Consider the following 16,174-nt stretch of genomic DNA (forward strand, 5'->3'; position numbering starts at 1 on the left):
CGCTGAAGACCGACGCCGGCCACCACTGGCCGCCGGCGATGTTTGACGTCGTCTCGGGCGGCAAGGCCTTGGCGTAAATGGTGACTCTCCCGCCGCGACGCTGGATCAGGCGGGCGGTGGCCAAGCCGACCGCGCCGCAACCAAGGACCGCGTAATCCCGCTCGGGACCCGCGAAGCCTTCGTCGAGCGCCAGGTGCGAAGTCCCCCAGGACATGGTGATCCCGCCGCCGCCGTGACCGTAGTTGTGCACCAGGGTCTTGTCGCCGAAGCGCTCGGCCCGGACCACAAAGCCACCAGGACGATAAGGCCGCAGACCGGCGACCACCCGGATCACTCGATCTTCCGAGACGTGGACGGGCGCCAGCCGCAGCCGCCCGCGCGGTTGCAGCGGATCGGAGAACGGCGCCGTGGTTCCGGTCGTAGTGCAACCGGCGAGGGCGCCGCCCGCCAGCATCAGCCCGAAGTTTCGCCGCGTCGTCATACGCCCCCCTGCTCTCGGCGCAAATAAGGATCAGCGCGGGCGCCGTGCGCAACCCCAGATCGCGCGGCCAGGCGCAATTGTTGGCGCCGCCTCAGGCGTAGGCGGGCTGGCCGTAGAGGCGATCGAAGACCGGCGGCAGGCTGTCGGGCAGGCCCAGCAATGGGCCTGACGACAGCAGCAGCACCACTTCATCGCCCTTCAGGTTCGAAAGGGCGGTGGTCGCCTGTTCGCGACTGGCCACCGCCTCGACCGGCACGCCGGCGGCGCGGGTCCGGGCCACGATCTCCTCGTGGCTGGACTGGTGGTGACTGTCCGCCCCGTGCACCGGCGGCGGGCAGATCAGCACCCGAGAGGCGCCCGAGAACACGGTGTCGTACCAGGAGAGCGCATCGCGGCTGCGCCAGCTGAAGGTATGGGGCTCGAAGACCACGACCAACGGACGGCTCGGATAGTGCAGCCGCATCGCGCCGATGGCCGAGTGGGCCTTTTCATAAGAGCTGCCAAAGCCCTCGATGACCGGGACCGCCGAGGTGGTGGTCAGGCGATCAAGCCGGCGGCGAATCCCTGCGAAACTGGCCAGGCCGGCGACCAGCGCCGCCTCACTCACCAGTTCCCGTTCCAGAAGGAAGGCGGCGACGCCGACGATGTTCTCGACGTTGTGTGCGCCCAAAAGCTGGGTGGTGAGGGGGATCTTGCGGCCGCCCGGCCCGATCAGGTCAAAGCGGGTGGTTTCGCCATAGACCACGTCGCGGCTGAACCAGCCGTCGCAGGGCGCGGTGTCGTACCAGACCACGCGGGCCCTGGTTTCATGCGCCACGGCGCGGATGGCCGGGTGATCGCGCATCACGGCCACGCCCTGCGCCGGCAAGCCGCGCAGCAGATCGAGGAACGGCGACTCGTACTCGGCGAAGGTCGGGAAGACGTTGACGTGATCGTGGACCAGCGAGGTCAGCAACAGGTGGTCGGGGTGATAGAGCGCGAACTTCGAGCGGCGGTCGGTCGCCGAGACGATGTACTCATCGCCCTCCAGCACCACGTCGCCGCCGCCCCAATGGCCGGTTGCGGGCAAGGACGGCGAAATCGCCCCGACCATCCAGCCTGGATCAGCTCCCGCCTGCAGCAGGATGTGGGCCATCAGGGCGGTGCAGGTCGACTTGCCGAACGATCCGGCGACCACGGTGGTCAGGCGGCCGCTGGTCACCTTGCCGAGCATCTCAGCGAAGGTGGTGACCCGCGCACCGCGCGCCCGGGCCTCGATCACCTCGGGATTCGATTCGGCTCCCAGCTTGGCGCTGGTGCCGAGAATCAGGATGTCGAGGTTCGCGGGGAGATTCGCCGCGTCGAATCGCCGATGGAACGGAAAGCCCAGCCCTTCGACATAGGTCGACATCGGCGGGAACACGTCTTCGTCGGAACCGGAGATTTCATGGCCTGCGTCGCGCAGCATCAAGGCGACAGCGCTCATGCCCGCCCCGGCTATTCCCGTGAAATGGATGCGCATTCCGCCCAGAACCTCTGTTTCCTTGCTGGTATCGAGCCGAGCGCCGCCCGTCGAGAGGCTAAGGCGTCGCGGCCTGCCCATTCAGCGCCAAGCCCATTAACCCCCGACCAACCAAGCGATCAGAGCGTCCAGGCCATCCTCAGGAAAGACAACCACGCCGCAAAACATTCTGAGTGCAGCTCCGGCAGAGCTCCTTTTCGCTCTCTGTGGGCGCTTTTCGATCGCTGCACTTCTGCGCTTGCGCGCCCGACGAACGCTGGGTATATCGCCGCCTCCAACGTGATCCCCGATAGCTCAGCTGGTAGAGCAGTCGGCTGTTAACCGACTTGTCGCAGGTTCGAGTCCTGCTCGGGGAGCCAATTCGGAACGAAACTGCGAACGCCGTGCGCCGCAGTTTCCACTCCATAGTTTCCTCCAGACGCCACAAGCGTCTGGAGGAGCCTTGGCTTCGATCCCCTGATCCGAATTTCGTCGGCTCCGACCTCCACCCGCTGAACTAGCGCCTGGAGATGATGGCGCCGGAAACCGCCCTCTCGATCCCTGATCTTCTTACGAGCCTCGATGCCGAACCGACGCAGCAGCTCCGGCGTCACTCGATTGTCGTCGCCCTCTCCCCTGTTTTCGGCCCGGTCCGCATCGGCCCGCGCCGAATCACGGATCCGCTTCAACTCGACAATCCGTCCCTTGAGGTTGGAATCGTCCATTTCAGCGAGACCATTCTCAATGGCCTCATACAGCCGAGTCAGCTTGGCTTCCGCGTCCGCAGCCTGCTTCCTCAGCTCAGCGATCCGCCCCTTTAGGCGTCCGGCGTGTTCCTCCCTGCGCTTAAGCAGGCCGGCGAGCAGCTCCTCAAGCCGCTCGGGCGCAAGAAGTCGCTCCTCCAGATGCGACACAACAATCGTATCCAGCTCGTCCATCGGGATCGTGCGGCCGCGGCACGCCGTCTTCCCCTGCCGTGCCGTCGTACAGCAGGTGTAGTAGCGGTATTGGTCGCCCTTGCCGGAGGTACGGAGCGTCATCGCTCCCCCGCAGTCGGTACAGAAGCACACGCCACCGAGGAGCGTCCCGGCCGTCACGAACCGTGGGGCCTTCAGTTGCGGGCTGCGAGAGCGCATCACCGCCTGCACCTCAGCGAACTCCTCCTCGTCGATGATCGGCTCGACCGTCACGTCGACGATTTCGTCTTCGGACTTCTGCTCTCCTTTACGCTTCCCCGAGACGTTGAAGCGATGGCGGCCGATGTAGGTCTCCCTGGTCAGGATTTGGTGCACCGCCCCGACGCCCCAGCGCCCGCCGGTCTGCGTCCGGATACCACGCATGTTCAGATAATCGGCGATCTGGCGCGACCCCATTGGACCGTCGTCAGTGCCGATCCGTGCGAGGCGGAACATAAGCTGGACCGTCTCAACCTGTGCCGGATCAGGCTCGATCTTCTTTTTGGTCCTCGCGCCTCGTTGCTCGGCCGCTACGATTTTGTAGCCGAAGGGCGGCCGCGAGCCGTTCCAATAGCCCTGACGGGCGTTCTCCCGCATGGCCCGGAGCGTGTGCTTGGCATTCTCTTTCGACTGGTATTCATCGAACAATGCCATGATCTGACGCATCATCACGCTCATCGGATCATCGCCGAGATCCTGCGTGATGGACGTGAGGCGGATACCGTTCTTCGCCAGTCGCCGGACATAGAATTCGAGCTGAAACTGATCGCGAAAGAAGCGCGAGAAGGAATGCACGATGATGAAGTCGAACGGCGCGGGCTTTTGTGCTCCGGCGTCCATCATCCGCTGAAACTCAGGTCGCCGGTCGTCTGTCGCCGATGCACCCGGCTCGACAAACTCGGCGACGACGGCGATGCCTTTCGCTTGGCAATAGGCTTGAAGTTGACGGCGCTGGTCTGGAATCGAAAGATCGTGTTCGGCCTGCCGGCCGGTCGAAACACGCAGATAGAGAGCGGCACGCCCCGGCGATGCCAAGGCGGGGGTCGCTTTGGCGTTCATGCGGGACCTCCCTTCACAAATTCAGTTTTTCGAGCCCAGCAGCTCGTCGAGGAGCGGACCGAAATGGACTTCGAAAAGGTCCAGCTCTGCCTCAGTGACCGGCACGTGATCGGGCCAGTCATCAGAGATTTTGAGGCTCGCCTGGTGCTCGCCCCCGTTCCGAGCGCGTGACCGCGGCTCCGGCAGCGCCGACCGGATTGGGCGGACGTAGTCGTAAAGGTCGGCGTCGCCCTGCGACGCTGACGCTGGGAATTGAACCACGTTGGCAGACATGCCGTCATTGTTGCATCTAACCACACAACATTGAACAGTTTCAGTTTGTTACGCGAGAAACATGCAGTGAAATATCGGCCACTCCCGGTCGCTATAGGCTCCGCTGGCGAACCCTGGCGCGTCGTGGCGAAGCGCAAATACCTACAATCGGCGGCTGGGTGATGCGGTCGCGTGCGGTGTTCGACGGCATCAGCCATCATCGCTTCCTTCCCGGAACGAGCCCTTGCTCCAGGCCATCTTGCCGTCCGGCCTGTGACTGGATATATTACTGGTAATATCGCGGAGGTCAATCATGAGCGACACGTCTCAGAGGCGCGCCATCAAGAACTACCGGAACCGCTTGGTTGAACGCGGCATGGCGCGCTTCGAGGTTCTCGGGCGCGATTCCGATCGGGAGCTAATTCGCTCGTTTGCGAAGCGCTTGGCCGAGAACGGCCCGGAGGCCGAGCGCTTGCGCGCTGCCGTCAGCCAAGGCATCGCCGGTCAGCCGCCGCGAAAGGGTGGCATCCTCGAAGCCCTCCGACGCTCGCCTCTGGTTGGCGCCGATGCCGTGCCAGCCCGCCCCTTTGAGCCAGGTCGCAAGGTTGACCTGTGAGCCGGTATCTTCTCGACACCAGCATTATCAGCAACGTCACCAAGACCGCCCCCTCGGAATCGCTGCTGGCGTGGATGGCCGAACAGGTCGACGAAGACCTTTTCATCGCCTCGCTCACCATCGCCGAGATTCGGCGCGGCGTGCTGGAGAAGCCTGCCGGCCGCAAGCGCGATCAGCTCGAAGCGTGGTTCGCAGGGCCGGAAGGCCCATCAGCTCTCTTCGCCGGGCGCGTTCTCCCCTTAGATGAGAAGGCAGGTCTCATTTGGGCGAGGCTCATGTCCGAAGGGACAGCCGCTGGCCGCCCGCGCAGCGCGCTCGATACGATTATCGCAGCCGTTGCGGAATCCAACGAGTGCACGATTGTCACCGACAATGAAAAGCATTTTGCGGGGATCGACACGATCAACCCGCTGCGGAGCGGCCCATAGCGACCAAATTCCGGCCACCGATGAACTCCCCGTCAGTTCCGATACTTCCACGCAAGATTCCAGGATTCAGGTGAGCCTATGACGCAGGACATGCCCTCCGAAGTTCTTGACGAGATTCGACGCGCCGCCAAAACAGACTGGCCCGGCGATCATGAAATGCAGCAGCACGTCATCGACAGCGAGAGCGAGGCTTACCACGCCTTGCAGGCGCTCGACTTCGGTGAAGCGCTCTCGTTCAAGCAAGCTATTCTCGACGAGGCCTCGCAATATAACGAGACTTGGGAAGACCGTTTCAACGCCGTCCATGCTGAGGTCGAGGCCTTTGCCGAACTGGCCGCCTTATCCCCCGACGATGTGCCTACCGACCTGGTCGCCGAGATGAAACAAAAGGCAGTCGCCGAGCACGACTGGTATTCCGCGCAGCTGGAGGAGGTGCAGCAGGGGATCGAAGGCTATCGGTATGTTCAACGGACCCGCGCCAAGGTCGGCCCGATCCGTGACATCCTGGTGCGCATGGAGAGCATCATCGGCTCGGAGTGCTATAACGCCAACATCCAGAACTACAGCGCCTGGGGCGTGTGGGAAGGCGAAGGCCGATCCTTCCGCTATCCCGTCACCTACATCCGCGAGGGCAAGGAAGAGAAGCGAAAGGCTCGGGTCGATGACCTGCAGCCGGAGGCGCTGATCACGGGTCATTACAAATTTGGGGCGAATGAACTGAGCATCTACCGTGCTCTGGTCCGCATCGTGGATATGCTGGAGTCCGACTATGGGCTGAAGGTCGCGCGCGCTGGAGACGAATGTTGAGGCTCATTCCCGGGCCGCTGGTCCTTTCGGTGGTCGCATTCGGCGTCGCAATCACGCTGTTGACCGCATCGCCGGCGCGCGCAGACCCATGCGAGGGACGCTTACCATCGCGCGCCGGACAACATTTCAGCGGCCCGGTGCGCTACGTCGGCGACGGCGACGGACTTTGCGTGGGTATCTCTGCGGACCCTAGCACCTGGATAGAGGTCCGGCTGGCGGATTTTGATGCACCAGAACTCCATTCCTCTGACGGCCGCCGCTCGAAGGCGTTTCTCGAACAGGTAGCGTTTGGGCAAACAGTGAACTGCGAAGCGCGACGCGGTCGAAGTGGCCGTGTCATCGTCTATGACCGGGTGATCGCCGTGTGCCGTGTAGGCGGTCGAAGCATCGGCGATCTTCTTCGTAGTCTCCATGCGCCTGAAGGCGGAAACTGAAAGGCACCGACAACGAGAAGGACTTCCCAGCATCGAGATCACCGATCCCCCTGCGACATGGCGGGTGATGGTCGAAACGAGAGTCAGACCCTGCTCTTAACGTCGACAACCTGATTGCTTATGCCGTCTGTGCGAAGTTCGACAGTGCAAGAACTCGACAATACGTAGGAAAGTGGTTCCTTCATTTGGAAAGGAAACACGCTCGGATAAGAATCGAGTGTCGTGATCGAAAGTGGACGCCCCGAATAGCGGACGCACGCCTCCACAAGCCAAGCGATAAGCTTGGGCTCGTTCACCTGTGTTTTCGGCTTTCGTACCAAGCGTTTGCCGTTCAAGGTGCGATCGATCGCTCCCCAGCTTGCCTGGGACTGGAGCACCATGTTCGTCATACGGCGGGTGCCCTCACGCTCCCCATAGATCTCGGCCATGCGCCTGTGGACTTCGGCAGACGCGCAATCTCCCTGCAGCGCCGTTAGGCGCCCGACAATCTCTGCAACCTTCCCAAAGAAGGGATAGGTGGTGATGGCCATGCCCCAGGTCAGCACGGAAATCGGGGTGCCCGGGGAATCTCGGTAGATGCGAACGCCACGATCGGCGAAGTCCGCGAGATCGGGTCTCGGCTCCACCCACAGACGATTCAGCACCGTGCGGGTCTTCTTCTTGGCGGCGGCGCCCGCATGGGTGGCGTCAATTAGCTCGGTCAGTTGCGCAATGTCGGAAACGCCAGCGCGAACCCGAAGCGCAGCGGCCGCCAAATCAAGTTGGATGAAGCGATCAAAGCCAATCTGTGGAGCCGCTGAACTCATTTACTCGTACTCGCGCGGGTTACCTTGATGAACGGAACGACAAGTTCCTCCACGGAGAGGCCGCCGTGCGCGACGATCGGCTCGCCCTTCTGGACAAAGGCGCCGCGGCCGCCGGCGAACAGTGGCAAGAAGTCAGCGGGCAATCCGGCGATATCAAGCCGGAACGCTTGGATATCCCCAGGCGTAGATGCGGCAAGTGCCTCGCTTCGATAGGTTCGGACACGCTCGCCCCGAAGTTCGGTCGCAACGCCCTGATTGAGACGGCCTATACCGACGGCCTCGACGTTGCCGTGGTCTGCCGTCAGATAGACATGAAATCCCTTCTCAAGGAGCATGCCGAACAGACGCTCGACGAATCCCGACTCGCACCAAGAGGCGATCTGACTTGCTATTCCGCGCTTTCCGAGAACGGCACCGTGGACGATCTCGTCTATCGTGTCGACAACGATTCCCGCCGCCTTGACCGTCGGATCGGCGATTGCGACTTCGACCTCAGCCAGCTGCTCCGTCCGTTTGACGCCCTTCCGGTAGAGAACCTCATTCGCGCGAAGTCCATGATCCTGCCAGAACCGAGACCAGAGCGTCGGCTCCTGTGACGTGGTTTCGATGGAGTTGGCGAATTCTCTTGGTTTCAGGCCCGAGAACAATGCCTGGCGGGAGACGGACGTGAGCGTCGGCAACCAAGCGAAACAGGCATTCTCCTCGAACGCGAGCTCGGGCGCCCTTTGTTCCACGTACTCCCGGATCTGGGCCCATTGGTCCATCGCCAAACCGTCGAATACGAGCAGGGCCACACGGATCTCGCCGGCGTCGCGACGCAGCGAGAGGAAGCGCGGCACGTGATGCACCATCACCGGTCCCTTGGCAGCCGGTAGCGATGGCAAATCGGCGTAGTGCACGGCCGCCCATTCACGAAGACGTTCGTCGGCCGCCTTCTGCACGTCGAGAATCTGATCGCCAATCGGTGCGGCTTGAGCGGGCGCCAGACTGTGAAAGCGGAAAATCACCTCTCCCAGACGGCGAGACACCTGCGCCCAATCCCGATGGGAAGCTTCTGTGCCGGGCAATGAGTCGGCAAGACGCGAAGCGCCCTCCGTCACAAGCTTCGCCAAGGCGTCCGGGTCCTCAACGAGACCAACCCTCGCCCACTCCGGTATGCCCGCAGGCCGTCCCTCGATCGTCAGTGGATGAAGCGTGCCGTCGAGGAACATCGAATCGACCAATACCCTGACGTCGGGATGTTCGAACGGGATGATTGGAGCGGCTTCGCGATCAGTCGCAGCGGGGTCGACTGGTCGCGAGCCGGTGACGCCATTCCGGGCGAGAAACTGGTCCCAAGCGTCTTGCACCACCCTCAGGAAATAACCTTTCGACGAGAACAGTTCGTTGAGCCGCAGGTCTTTGAACGGACCGTGCCCATCGAGAACGCTCGCGACGTGACTGGCGAAAACCGGCGGAAGCACCTTGTCGCTAAAATGTAGGCGCAACAGCTCGCGCCAAAGAGCTTCGGGCCGGGATATCAGGTACGGGCTCACGCCGAAGATGTGCGTGAGGATGAAATCCTTCGTCCCGGCTTCACCGAGCGTCTGGGCCGCATGTTTCGACTGAGCGTCGAACAGCGCCTCAAGATGCTCGGATCCGATCTGCCGCACGACGGCATAGCTGAGCTTCGGAAAGAGGTCCGCCAGGCTGAGGCTGACTCGCCGGCCGTCGCGCAGGTAGTCCCACGGCAGATCGTCGACGGCGCCGCTGCGGAGATGAAGCACCAACGCCTCAGCCGGACCGGGTTCGCCTCGATCCCAGGCCGCACGATACCGTTCCTCATAGTCTGTCCGGAACGCCACCGAGTCTTCGAACGGCAGCAGTTCGAAGCCTCGACTGCGCAGGCTCACGAGAATCTGCTCGTCGAGTAGGACATCGTCGGGGTCCGCTGCGATCCAGAACCGCGAAAGGTCCGACGGAAACTCCTTCAGTATGCGCTCGATCCACAGGCTCACGATGCGACCGCCTTGTTCTGGCCGATCCGGAGCATCAGCACCGCGTTCAGGTCGGGCGTGTAAGCCTCGGCGATATCGAGCATCGCCACGCGAGCTTCATGTTCGGCCAGGAGGCGCTTGCGACGATGATCGCGCACCGTGGCTAGGCCGATGCGGCCAATCGCCTGGCGGCGCGCATCATACGCGTAACGCTCCCTCTCCCGCTCTTCTCGTAAACGGGCATGGTGTTCTTCCACCAGTTCCGAAAACTGTCGCTCACCCTGAGTGCGCGCCGCACTGTGCGCCGCCTCGAACCAGCGCGACGCATCGTCCACCAGCGGCGCGGCCGAAAGATCGATGTGCTCGGTCAGTAGCAGGTCCCAGATCCGCTTGGCGGTCGGCATAAAGGTGCGGCCGTCATCGGCGACGAAGACGCTCAAGAATCTGCGGCGACTGAACCCCTCGGCCGACAGGCTGATCTCCCAGAGGGACCAGGCGCCGTTAACCGTATCGGGCAGTCCCCTGATCCGGACTAGCGGGAGCGGCTGCCCCGCCACGCATCTCGGCAATTCGCTGATCACGGCGCGGGCGCGTGGATCTTCCAGCGTTACCCATTCGAGTTCCGGATGCTCCTCGGCGGTGCGAGCATCGAAGCAGACCCCGGCAGACTCGCTTCCATCTACCCAGCGCACTCGCCAGGCATCGCCGTGCTTGACGGCGGTTCCGCCGCGCGCCGGCAGCCCTGTGGTTATCGCGCGTTCGAGCCAGAACTGCGCCGGATGATCGCGCCACTTCCGCGCGTCGTCGGCGTCGAGAACATGGCTGTCGGCAATCAGCTCGCTGCTGCCTTGGCTTTCCGCTAGCGTCGACCGAAGCTGCGAGACGACAGCGTCGCATTCCTTCTCGATGGCATCCGGGTTCTGGAGCCCCTGGACGAAAAGCTCGTCGAACAGCGGCTCCGTTTCGACCGAGTCCATCACGTCCGCCGCCTTGTCGACACCGAATTCCTCGGCGATCACAGCGAGCTTGATTTCCAGAACTTCTCGAACGCGGTGCTCGACCGTGTCCTCGAGCACGAAGTTGAACGCCCGCACGACATGAGGCTGACCGATGCGGTCGACGCGGCCAATGCGCTGTTCGACTCGCATCGGATTCCACGGCATATCGAAGTTGACGATTACGTGGCAGAATTGAAGGTTCAGACCCTCGCCACCGGCGTCCGTCGAGATCAATATGCGCACGTCGCGCGCGAATGCCTGCTGCGCCTTGGTGCGTGCGTCGAGATCCATGCCGCCGTTCAGAGTGGCGACGGAAAAGCCCCGGCTCTCAAAGAATTCCGCCATCATCGCCTGCGTCGGAACGAACTCAGTGAACACAAGCAGCTTCAGCGCCGGCTCGTTCTCCTCTTGCTGCAACTTGTAGATCAGCTCGAGCAGCGCTTCGGCCTTCGCATCCGTACCCTGGCTCTCGGTCGCACGCGCGAGCTCCAGCAGCGTGTCGACCTCGGCTTTTTCCATCTCCCAGCCCTTCGCCTGCACGGCGATATCCACTTGAGCCTGGCCGTCGAGTTCAGCCCATTCCTCGACGTCGACCGCATCAAACAACGAGGGCTGGACTTGCGGCTGATCGAGGAGAGCCTGCCGTTTCTCAAGCGTGGTCCGGATGGCCGCCGTGCTGGATGTCACCAAGCGCTGCATCAGGATCATCAGGAAGCCGATATGGCGCTGCTTCGCCGCCATAGCCTGGTTGTAGCCGTGGCGCACATAATCGGTGACGGCTTCATAGAGCCGTTGCTGAGCGGCATGGCGATCCTGCCATGCAACGGCGTGAAGCCGGGTCACCCGCGGCTTAAAGAGTGGTTGACCTTCCGCATCGATCGCGGCGCGCTTTTCGGTGCGAATTACGAAGGGGCGCACCCGGTCGCGGTTGACGCTGTTTTCATCGGGGAAGGAATCCCGATCAACCAGCTGCATCAGCCGCATGAACTGGTCGGTTTTGCCCTGATGTGGGGTGGCGGAAAGGAGCAGCAGATAGGGCGCGGCCTCTGCCAACGCCGCGCCCAGCTTGTAGCGAGCCACCTGTTCCGTGCTGCCGCCCATGCGGTGCGCCTCGTCGATAATAACGAGGTCCCAGGACGCCGAAACAAGATCCTCGAACCGCTCCCGGTTGTAGGTGCTGAGCTGCTCTATGCTCCAGCCGCGCCGGCCTTCAAGCGGTTTCACAGAATCCAGCGAGCAGATTACCTGGTCATGCAAACGCCAGAGGTTCTCCTCATCGTTCCGCCACTGCCGGAACGCCGACAGCTCCGCCGGCTCGACGAATTGCAGCGTTTCGCCGAAGTGTAGCCGCATTTCGGTCTGCCACTGGCGAACCAGTCCCTTCGGCGCCACGACCAGGACACGACGGGCCATGCCGCGCAGCTTAAGCTCGCGCAGGATCAGCCCGGCCTCGATCGTCTTACCTAGCCCGACCTCATCCGCCAGCAGGTAGCGGATCCGGTCGCGACTCATTGCGCGATTCAGAGCATAAAGCTGGTGCGGCAGCGGAACGACGCTGGACTGGATCGGCGCCAAAAGGAGGTTGTCCTCCAGCGCATCGAGAAGTTTGGCCGCCGCCGCCGTGTGGAGGATGTGCTCTACGGTCGGCTGAATCGAATCCAGCGCGATCAGGTCTCGGGCGCGGGCGCGAACAATGGCGTCCTTTGCTGGAAGCCAGACGCGATACGCGGTCTCGCCCCACACATCCTGTCGTTCGACGACCCGGCATGGCCCCGCATGACGCTCATGCCAGCACCAGTCGCCGACGTTGTGCCCGCCGTCCCCATGCGTCACGCATCAGCCTCCATGCGGGTGAGCGCCTGGTCGTACCAGAGGAGCAGCTTCTCGTCTTCCTGGAGCGCCTCTTCGGGGATCTTCTGGCCGATGCCGATGATGGTCTTGTAGTCCCTGGCCGCCCAAGCGTTCTTGAAGCCCGCGCGCAACACCTCGAGGCGGAACTCCCTGAGCCGCCGGCCTGGAGCGCTCCTGTAGACTTCGAACTCCTTCAGGAGCGATCTCTCGCGCTTCTGCTCCAGGTCCTTCGCTTTGCTCGGGTCTGGAACATACCAGCGGTCCTTACCTTTCGCCTTCAGCCGCGCGTCGTCCTTCTCCAGACCGCGGAGGTCCTTGAAGTTGGTGGACAGATAGCTGTGGATCTGGCTTGGCACATCGCCACTGGCGTCATAGCGAAGGAAGTTGTCCTCAAGGAGCGCAGAAAGCTCAGGCTTCGCCTCATGCTTCTTCCATCCAGCGCCAACCTGCGTGGTGAACTCCGGGTGAACCTCCTGGTAGGTGGAGGGGCGATTTCGCAGGAAGTCGGTCAGCCAATCAATGGCGCTACGCTCGTCAGCGACGAACAGCTCCATCTGTGGCGCTTGAGCCACCTGAGCGCGTTTGCGGTCGTATTCGGTGACCTGCTCCGCCAGAAAGATCATACCGTCACGTTCCGGGTAGCGGCTGCGCAGACCGTCCAGGAATTCCTGGGTTGAAAGTGGCACGGGAATGTCGTGGCGCACAAACCACGCCACCATCCGATCAAAGACGCGGCGCGGATCGCGCTCGACGACGAATTCCAGCCCACCGTCCTTTGATTTTGAGATAGGTAGCTGGCGCAGATGGGTCTGGACAAAATCCCAGGCCGACTCCGGGGCTGCGCCACGTTCAGCGAGCCGCTGCTCCAACCCTCCGTTCGGCTTATAGGCAGAGATTACCAAATCCTGCTTTACTGCGGTCGTTGACGTGACTTGTTTGAAGCTGCCTTGCTTCTTATCAAGCGCAGATACCTCGGCGACTACGAACCCCGCCTGTTGCAAAGCAAGTTGGATGGCATTCCACACGGCCGCGCGGCTATTCGAAAAGACAACCGTCATCCATCTTCCGGGTTTCAAAACACGAAAGTACTCCGAGAACGCCTGCCCTATTAGGCTTTGATATTCGTGTAATCCCTTTTCGCGAACACGATCGATGATCGCCTCGGAACCAACATTAGTGAACACGCCATGCCAAGACTCAATGACTTGGTTTTGACGTGACCCCCTGAAACTCGGCCAGGAATAACTAGAGTCCGCCCCAGGAAAGGGACGGACGAATGAAGCGATCAAGGTTCACGGAAGAGCAGATCATCGGGATCCTGCGTGAGCAGGAGGCGGGCGTGCCGGTGTTGGATCTGTGCAGGAAGCACGGGCTCAGCTCGCCCACCTTCTACAAGTGGAAGGCCAAGTACGGTGGGCTGGACGTGTCGGAGGCCCGGCGTCTCAAGGCGCTGGAGGACGAGAACGCCAAGCTGAAGCGGATGCTGGCGGACGCCATGCTCGACAATGTCGCGCTGAAGGATCTGCTGGGAAAAAAGTGGTGACGCCCGCCGCGCATCGGGAGGCTGCGGCGTATCTGCAGTCGACCTACGGGATGAGTGAGCGGCGGGCGTGCCGGGTGATCGGGACCGATCGGAGCAGCGTGCGCTACGAGGCCACGCGGCCCGACGACGGAGCGCTGCGGGAGCGGCTGAAGGCCCTGGCCCAGGAGCGCCGCCGGTTTGGCTACCGCCGCCTGCACGTTCTGCTGCGGCGCGAGGGCCAGGTGGTGAACAAGAAGCGGGTCCAGCGGATCTACCGCGAGGAGCGGCTGACCGTGCGCCGCCGCGGCGGTCGTAAGCGCGCCATGGGCACGCGTCGGCCGATCGAGACGCCGCTGGCGGCCAACCAGCGCTGGAGCCTGGACTTCGTCTCCGACCAGATGACCGACGGGCGGCGCTTCCGCATCCTGACGGTGATCGACAACTGCACGCGCGAGTGCCTGGCCCTGGTCGCCGACACCTCGCTGTCGGGACACAGGGTGGCGCGCGAGCTGGACGCCATCATCGCTCAGCGCGGGCGCCCGGACATGATCGTCAGCGACAACGGTACGGAACTGACCTCCAACGCCATCCTCGGATGGGCCGATGAAGCCGGCGTCGGCTGGCATTACATCGCGCCCGGCAAGCCGCAGCAGAACGGCTTCAACGAGAGCTTCAACGGCCGGCTGCGCGACGAGCTGCTGAACGAGACGCTCTTCCGCTCCCTGCCGCATGCCCGCGCCATGCTTGAGGCTTGGCGGCGGGATTACAACGAAGTCCGGCCGCACTCGAAGCTCGGCTGGATGACGCCCAGGGACTACGCCAGAGCTCTATCCGGAAAGTCCGGCCGGCACGCTGCGAACCCTGACCTCTCCGCGCGCCGGCCTCTTGCAACACCAGCCGACCAAGGCTCAGATCAACCCAGGACTCTCGTTGTCGCTGGATGAGAAATGGGGGTCACGTCAGTTTAGATCAGCGTAATAGATGTTTTCTCCGAAAGGAGGATCCGTAAAAATATAGTCAATACTTGAGTCTGGCAAATTCAGCTTAGCAGCAGTTCCGGTTGAGACGATACTACTTCCTGCAACTGCATGGTTCTGACTGAATGCCGAAATTAGCCGCTTTAGCTTGTTGTCGTAGGCTTTGAACGGATCAGCCTCCGCAATCTGTGACGGAACATAGAAGACGCCCGTTAGTGGATTGTAGGGAAATGATACTTCTGGCCGATACCGATTAAGAATCGACATGTTGGTGAAATGGCTATCAAGCCAAAACTTCAGCGCGTTGCGGATCCTTGCATCAGGCTCCTTCTGCGCCTCACCCCAGAGAGCCGACAAAACATGCGCCTCCCTTGGGAGGTACATGTGATGAATACTGGTTGTATTTGTTGTTTTCATTCGACCAACGCGCGTCATCTGGCAGTCCGGAAGCGTGTGAGTCGGAAGGTTCTCCGCGAGTCCGAGTTCTTCGACGCGTTTGATCACGTCAATATCATACGAGTCAGGCTTCTTCTCGAACGAGCGCCTGCCGACTGCATACTTAATTAATACGGGAACTCGCCTCGGTCGACGTTCTGTGGTTCCCTTTGGTGTATCAAGGAACGTCTCGAATACGAGATCCATATTCTCTTTTGTTGCACTGGCAGAGCAGTGAGGGCAGTCAATCTCCTTTGAAACCGTTTTCGAATCCGGATCAAATGCCTCATCAAAAAATATGATTTCGCCCGCACAGTTGCTGCACGTAAACACCTCGCTCCACACAGTGAAATCAATACGCCCAGTCGATTTCCCGTCAGTGTGTTTCGTTTCGAACATCCAGCCGAGCTTTTTCTGGACGCTAGTCAACATGCTCTTGGCCCGCGCCTCAAAGTACGAGACGTCAAATGGAAAATTTAAGCCTGCAGCAATCGAGGTTGCAGCAGGTGAGAGCTCATTGATGATGGCCTTTCGTGCTCCCCATTTGGGTGAGCCGAATCCCGCTTTTTTCCATTCGGATTCGATTTGGAGGCGATAGGTTTGTGAGGCTACGCCGCACCATTGCGCTGCGATGCCTGTCATTCCAGAGCCGGCAAACCCGTCAAGGACGATATCGCCAGGCTCCGTAAAATGTAGAATAGACGGCACAATCGCTAGGTGTGGTACTTTCGTGTGATACGAATGTGCTTTATATACGGGGTCTGATTTTCCTATCGAGACATCAATTGCCATAGGCTCGCGCCTATAGTCTTTAGCAGGATCGTACGGTGTACCCGTCTGTGCAACGAAATCAGGCAGCCAAGGATTTGGGCAAGCGGTGTAGTAGGGCGGATCCGACATCGCGAGGATCGCTTCGTCTGTTCCCTGCGGAAATCCGTCTTGCTTCCGGAACGTAGTGTCTTTCAGCTTCTCAGCTAACAGCGTCAGGAAGTGCTCCCTACGAGCTTCTTCGCTTGGGAAGGTCAGGCCGAGGCATTCCACAGAGCCACTGCTCCGTTTTGCATGAGATTGAAGGAGATCATTCATTGGTTTGGTC

At 61.6% G+C, this 16,174-nt stretch carries 13 protein-coding genes, 1 tRNA gene and 1 pseudogene; 7 read left to right on the plus strand and 8 right to left on the minus strand.

The window, feature by feature from the left end; all coding sequences use genetic code 11:
• The coding region (locus Q8M13_RS13435) for an FAD-dependent oxidoreductase (RefSeq protein ID WP_305300479.1) at window positions 1-481 on the minus strand (481 nt) is incomplete at its 3' end.
• Between the two features lie 91 nt (window positions 482-572).
• The gene (murC, locus tag Q8M13_RS13440; protein WP_370870054.1) at window positions 573-2,063 is read right to left on the minus strand and encodes a UDP-N-acetylmuramate--L-alanine ligase; all 1,491 of its coding nucleotides are present in this window, start codon (window positions 2,061-2,063) and stop codon (window positions 573-575) included.
• A 202-nt stretch (window positions 2,064-2,265) separates the two neighbouring features.
• Between murC and Q8M13_RS13445 the strand changes: the two genes are divergently transcribed.
• Window positions 2,266-2,341: transfer RNA gene (locus Q8M13_RS13445), tRNA-Asn, on the plus strand.
• Window positions 2,342-2,494: 153 nt separating this feature from the next.
• Entirely contained in the window at window positions 2,495-2,782 is a 288-nt protein-coding gene (locus tag Q8M13_RS13450; protein WP_305300481.1) for a hypothetical protein, read from the plus strand.
• Between the two features lie 141 nt (window positions 2,783-2,923).
• Here Q8M13_RS13450 and Q8M13_RS21055 read toward each other — a convergent pair.
• Window positions 2,924-3,976, minus strand: a pseudogene (locus Q8M13_RS21055) (recombinase family protein); the annotation flags it as partial.
• 565 nt (window positions 3,977-4,541) lie between these two features.
• On the opposite strand from Q8M13_RS21055, the gene Q8M13_RS13460 reads away from it, so the two are divergent.
• The 4 genes from Q8M13_RS13460 (at window position 4,542) to Q8M13_RS13475 (ending at window position 6,513) form a co-directional block, all read left to right on the plus strand.
• Window positions 4,542-4,844, plus strand: a complete 303-nt coding sequence (locus Q8M13_RS13460) for a hypothetical protein (protein WP_305300483.1) — start codon at window positions 4,542-4,544, stop codon at window positions 4,842-4,844.
• Window positions 4,841-5,272, plus strand: coding sequence for a type II toxin-antitoxin system VapC family toxin (locus tag Q8M13_RS13465; protein WP_305300484.1), 432 nt, complete (start codon window positions 4,841-4,843; stop codon window positions 5,270-5,272). Before Q8M13_RS13460 ends, Q8M13_RS13465 begins: the two co-directional genes overlap by 4 nt.
• A gap of 78 nt (window positions 5,273-5,350) precedes the next feature.
• A complete protein-coding gene (locus Q8M13_RS13470) occupies window positions 5,351-6,079 on the plus strand; it encodes a hypothetical protein (protein WP_305300486.1) in 729 nt (242 codons plus the stop codon).
• The gene (locus Q8M13_RS13475) at window positions 6,073-6,513 is read left to right on the plus strand and encodes a thermonuclease family protein (protein ID WP_305300487.1); all 441 of its coding nucleotides are present in this window, start codon (window positions 6,073-6,075) and stop codon (window positions 6,511-6,513) included. The genes Q8M13_RS13470 and Q8M13_RS13475 overlap by 7 nt, the downstream gene beginning before the upstream one ends.
• Window positions 6,514-6,596: 83 nt before the next feature.
• On the opposite strand, the gene Q8M13_RS13480 is transcribed toward Q8M13_RS13475, so the two are convergent.
• Genes Q8M13_RS13480 through Q8M13_RS13495 form a run of 4 tightly spaced genes read right to left on the minus strand, consistent with a single transcriptional unit; the run spans window position 6,597 to window position 13,202 of the window.
• Complete coding sequence (locus Q8M13_RS13480) at window positions 6,597-7,319, minus strand: hypothetical protein (protein WP_305300489.1); 723 nt, start codon at window positions 7,317-7,319, stop codon at window positions 6,597-6,599.
• Entirely contained in the window at window positions 7,316-9,316 is a 2,001-nt protein-coding gene (gene pglZ / locus Q8M13_RS13485) for a BREX-3 system phosphatase PglZ (protein ID WP_305300490.1), read from the minus strand. Before pglZ ends, Q8M13_RS13480 begins: the two co-directional genes overlap by 4 nt.
• Window positions 9,313-12,126, minus strand: coding sequence for a DEAD/DEAH box helicase (locus tag Q8M13_RS13490; RefSeq protein WP_305300491.1), 2,814 nt, complete (start codon window positions 12,124-12,126; stop codon window positions 9,313-9,315). Before Q8M13_RS13490 ends, pglZ begins: the two co-directional genes overlap by 4 nt.
• Window positions 12,123-13,202: a hypothetical protein gene (locus Q8M13_RS13495; protein ID WP_305300492.1), complete on the minus strand. Its 1,080-nt coding sequence runs from the start codon at window positions 13,200-13,202 to the stop codon at window positions 12,123-12,125. The genes Q8M13_RS13490 and Q8M13_RS13495 overlap by 4 nt, the downstream gene beginning before the upstream one ends.
• A 218-nt stretch (window positions 13,203-13,420) precedes the next feature.
• Here Q8M13_RS13495 and Q8M13_RS13500 point away from each other — a divergent pair.
• Window positions 13,421-14,610 (plus strand): IS3 family transposase gene (locus Q8M13_RS13500; protein WP_305300493.1). Its coding sequence is split into 2 segments (ribosomal slippage): window positions 13,421-13,673 and window positions 13,673-14,610, totalling 1,191 coding nucleotides; the frame shifts between segments, so codons are not numbered across the junction.
• 15 nt (window positions 14,611-14,625) lie between these two features.
• On the opposite strand, the gene Q8M13_RS13505 is transcribed toward Q8M13_RS13500, so the two are convergent.
• On the minus strand, window positions 14,626-16,164 hold the full coding sequence (locus Q8M13_RS13505; RefSeq protein WP_305300494.1) for a DNA methyltransferase: 1,539 nt from the start codon (window positions 16,162-16,164) through the stop codon (window positions 14,626-14,628).
• Window positions 16,165-16,174: the final 10 nt, after the last annotated feature.

This window comes from Phenylobacterium sp. (genome assembly GCF_030681155.1).
Classification (GTDB): Bacteria; Pseudomonadota; Alphaproteobacteria; order Caulobacterales; family Caulobacteraceae; genus Phenylobacterium.

Excerpts from the sequence above, each read along its gene's own strand:
- murC (WP_370870054.1), bottom strand. The coding sequence starts at position 2,063 with ATGGGCAGGCCGCGACGCCTTAGCCTCTCGACGGGCGGCGCTCGGCTC.
- Q8M13_RS13450 (WP_305300481.1), top strand. The coding sequence starts at position 2,495 with ATGGCGCCGGAAACCGCCCTCTCGATCCCTGATCTTCTTACGAGCCTC.
- Q8M13_RS13460 (WP_305300483.1), top strand. The coding sequence starts at position 4,542 with ATGAGCGACACGTCTCAGAGGCGCGCCATCAAGAACTACCGGAACCGC.
- Q8M13_RS13470 (WP_305300486.1), top strand. The coding sequence starts at position 5,351 with ATGACGCAGGACATGCCCTCCGAAGTTCTTGACGAGATTCGACGCGCC.
- Q8M13_RS13475 (WP_305300487.1), top strand. The coding sequence starts at position 6,073 with ATGTTGAGGCTCATTCCCGGGCCGCTGGTCCTTTCGGTGGTCGCATTC.
- Q8M13_RS13480 (WP_305300489.1), bottom strand. The coding sequence starts at position 7,319 with ATGAGTTCAGCGGCTCCACAGATTGGCTTTGATCGCTTCATCCAACTT.
- Q8M13_RS13495 (WP_305300492.1), bottom strand. The coding sequence starts at position 13,202 with ATGACGGTTGTCTTTTCGAATAGCCGCGCGGCCGTGTGGAATGCCATC.
- Q8M13_RS13505 (WP_305300494.1), bottom strand. The coding sequence starts at position 16,164 with ATGAATGATCTCCTTCAATCTCATGCAAAACGGAGCAGTGGCTCTGTG.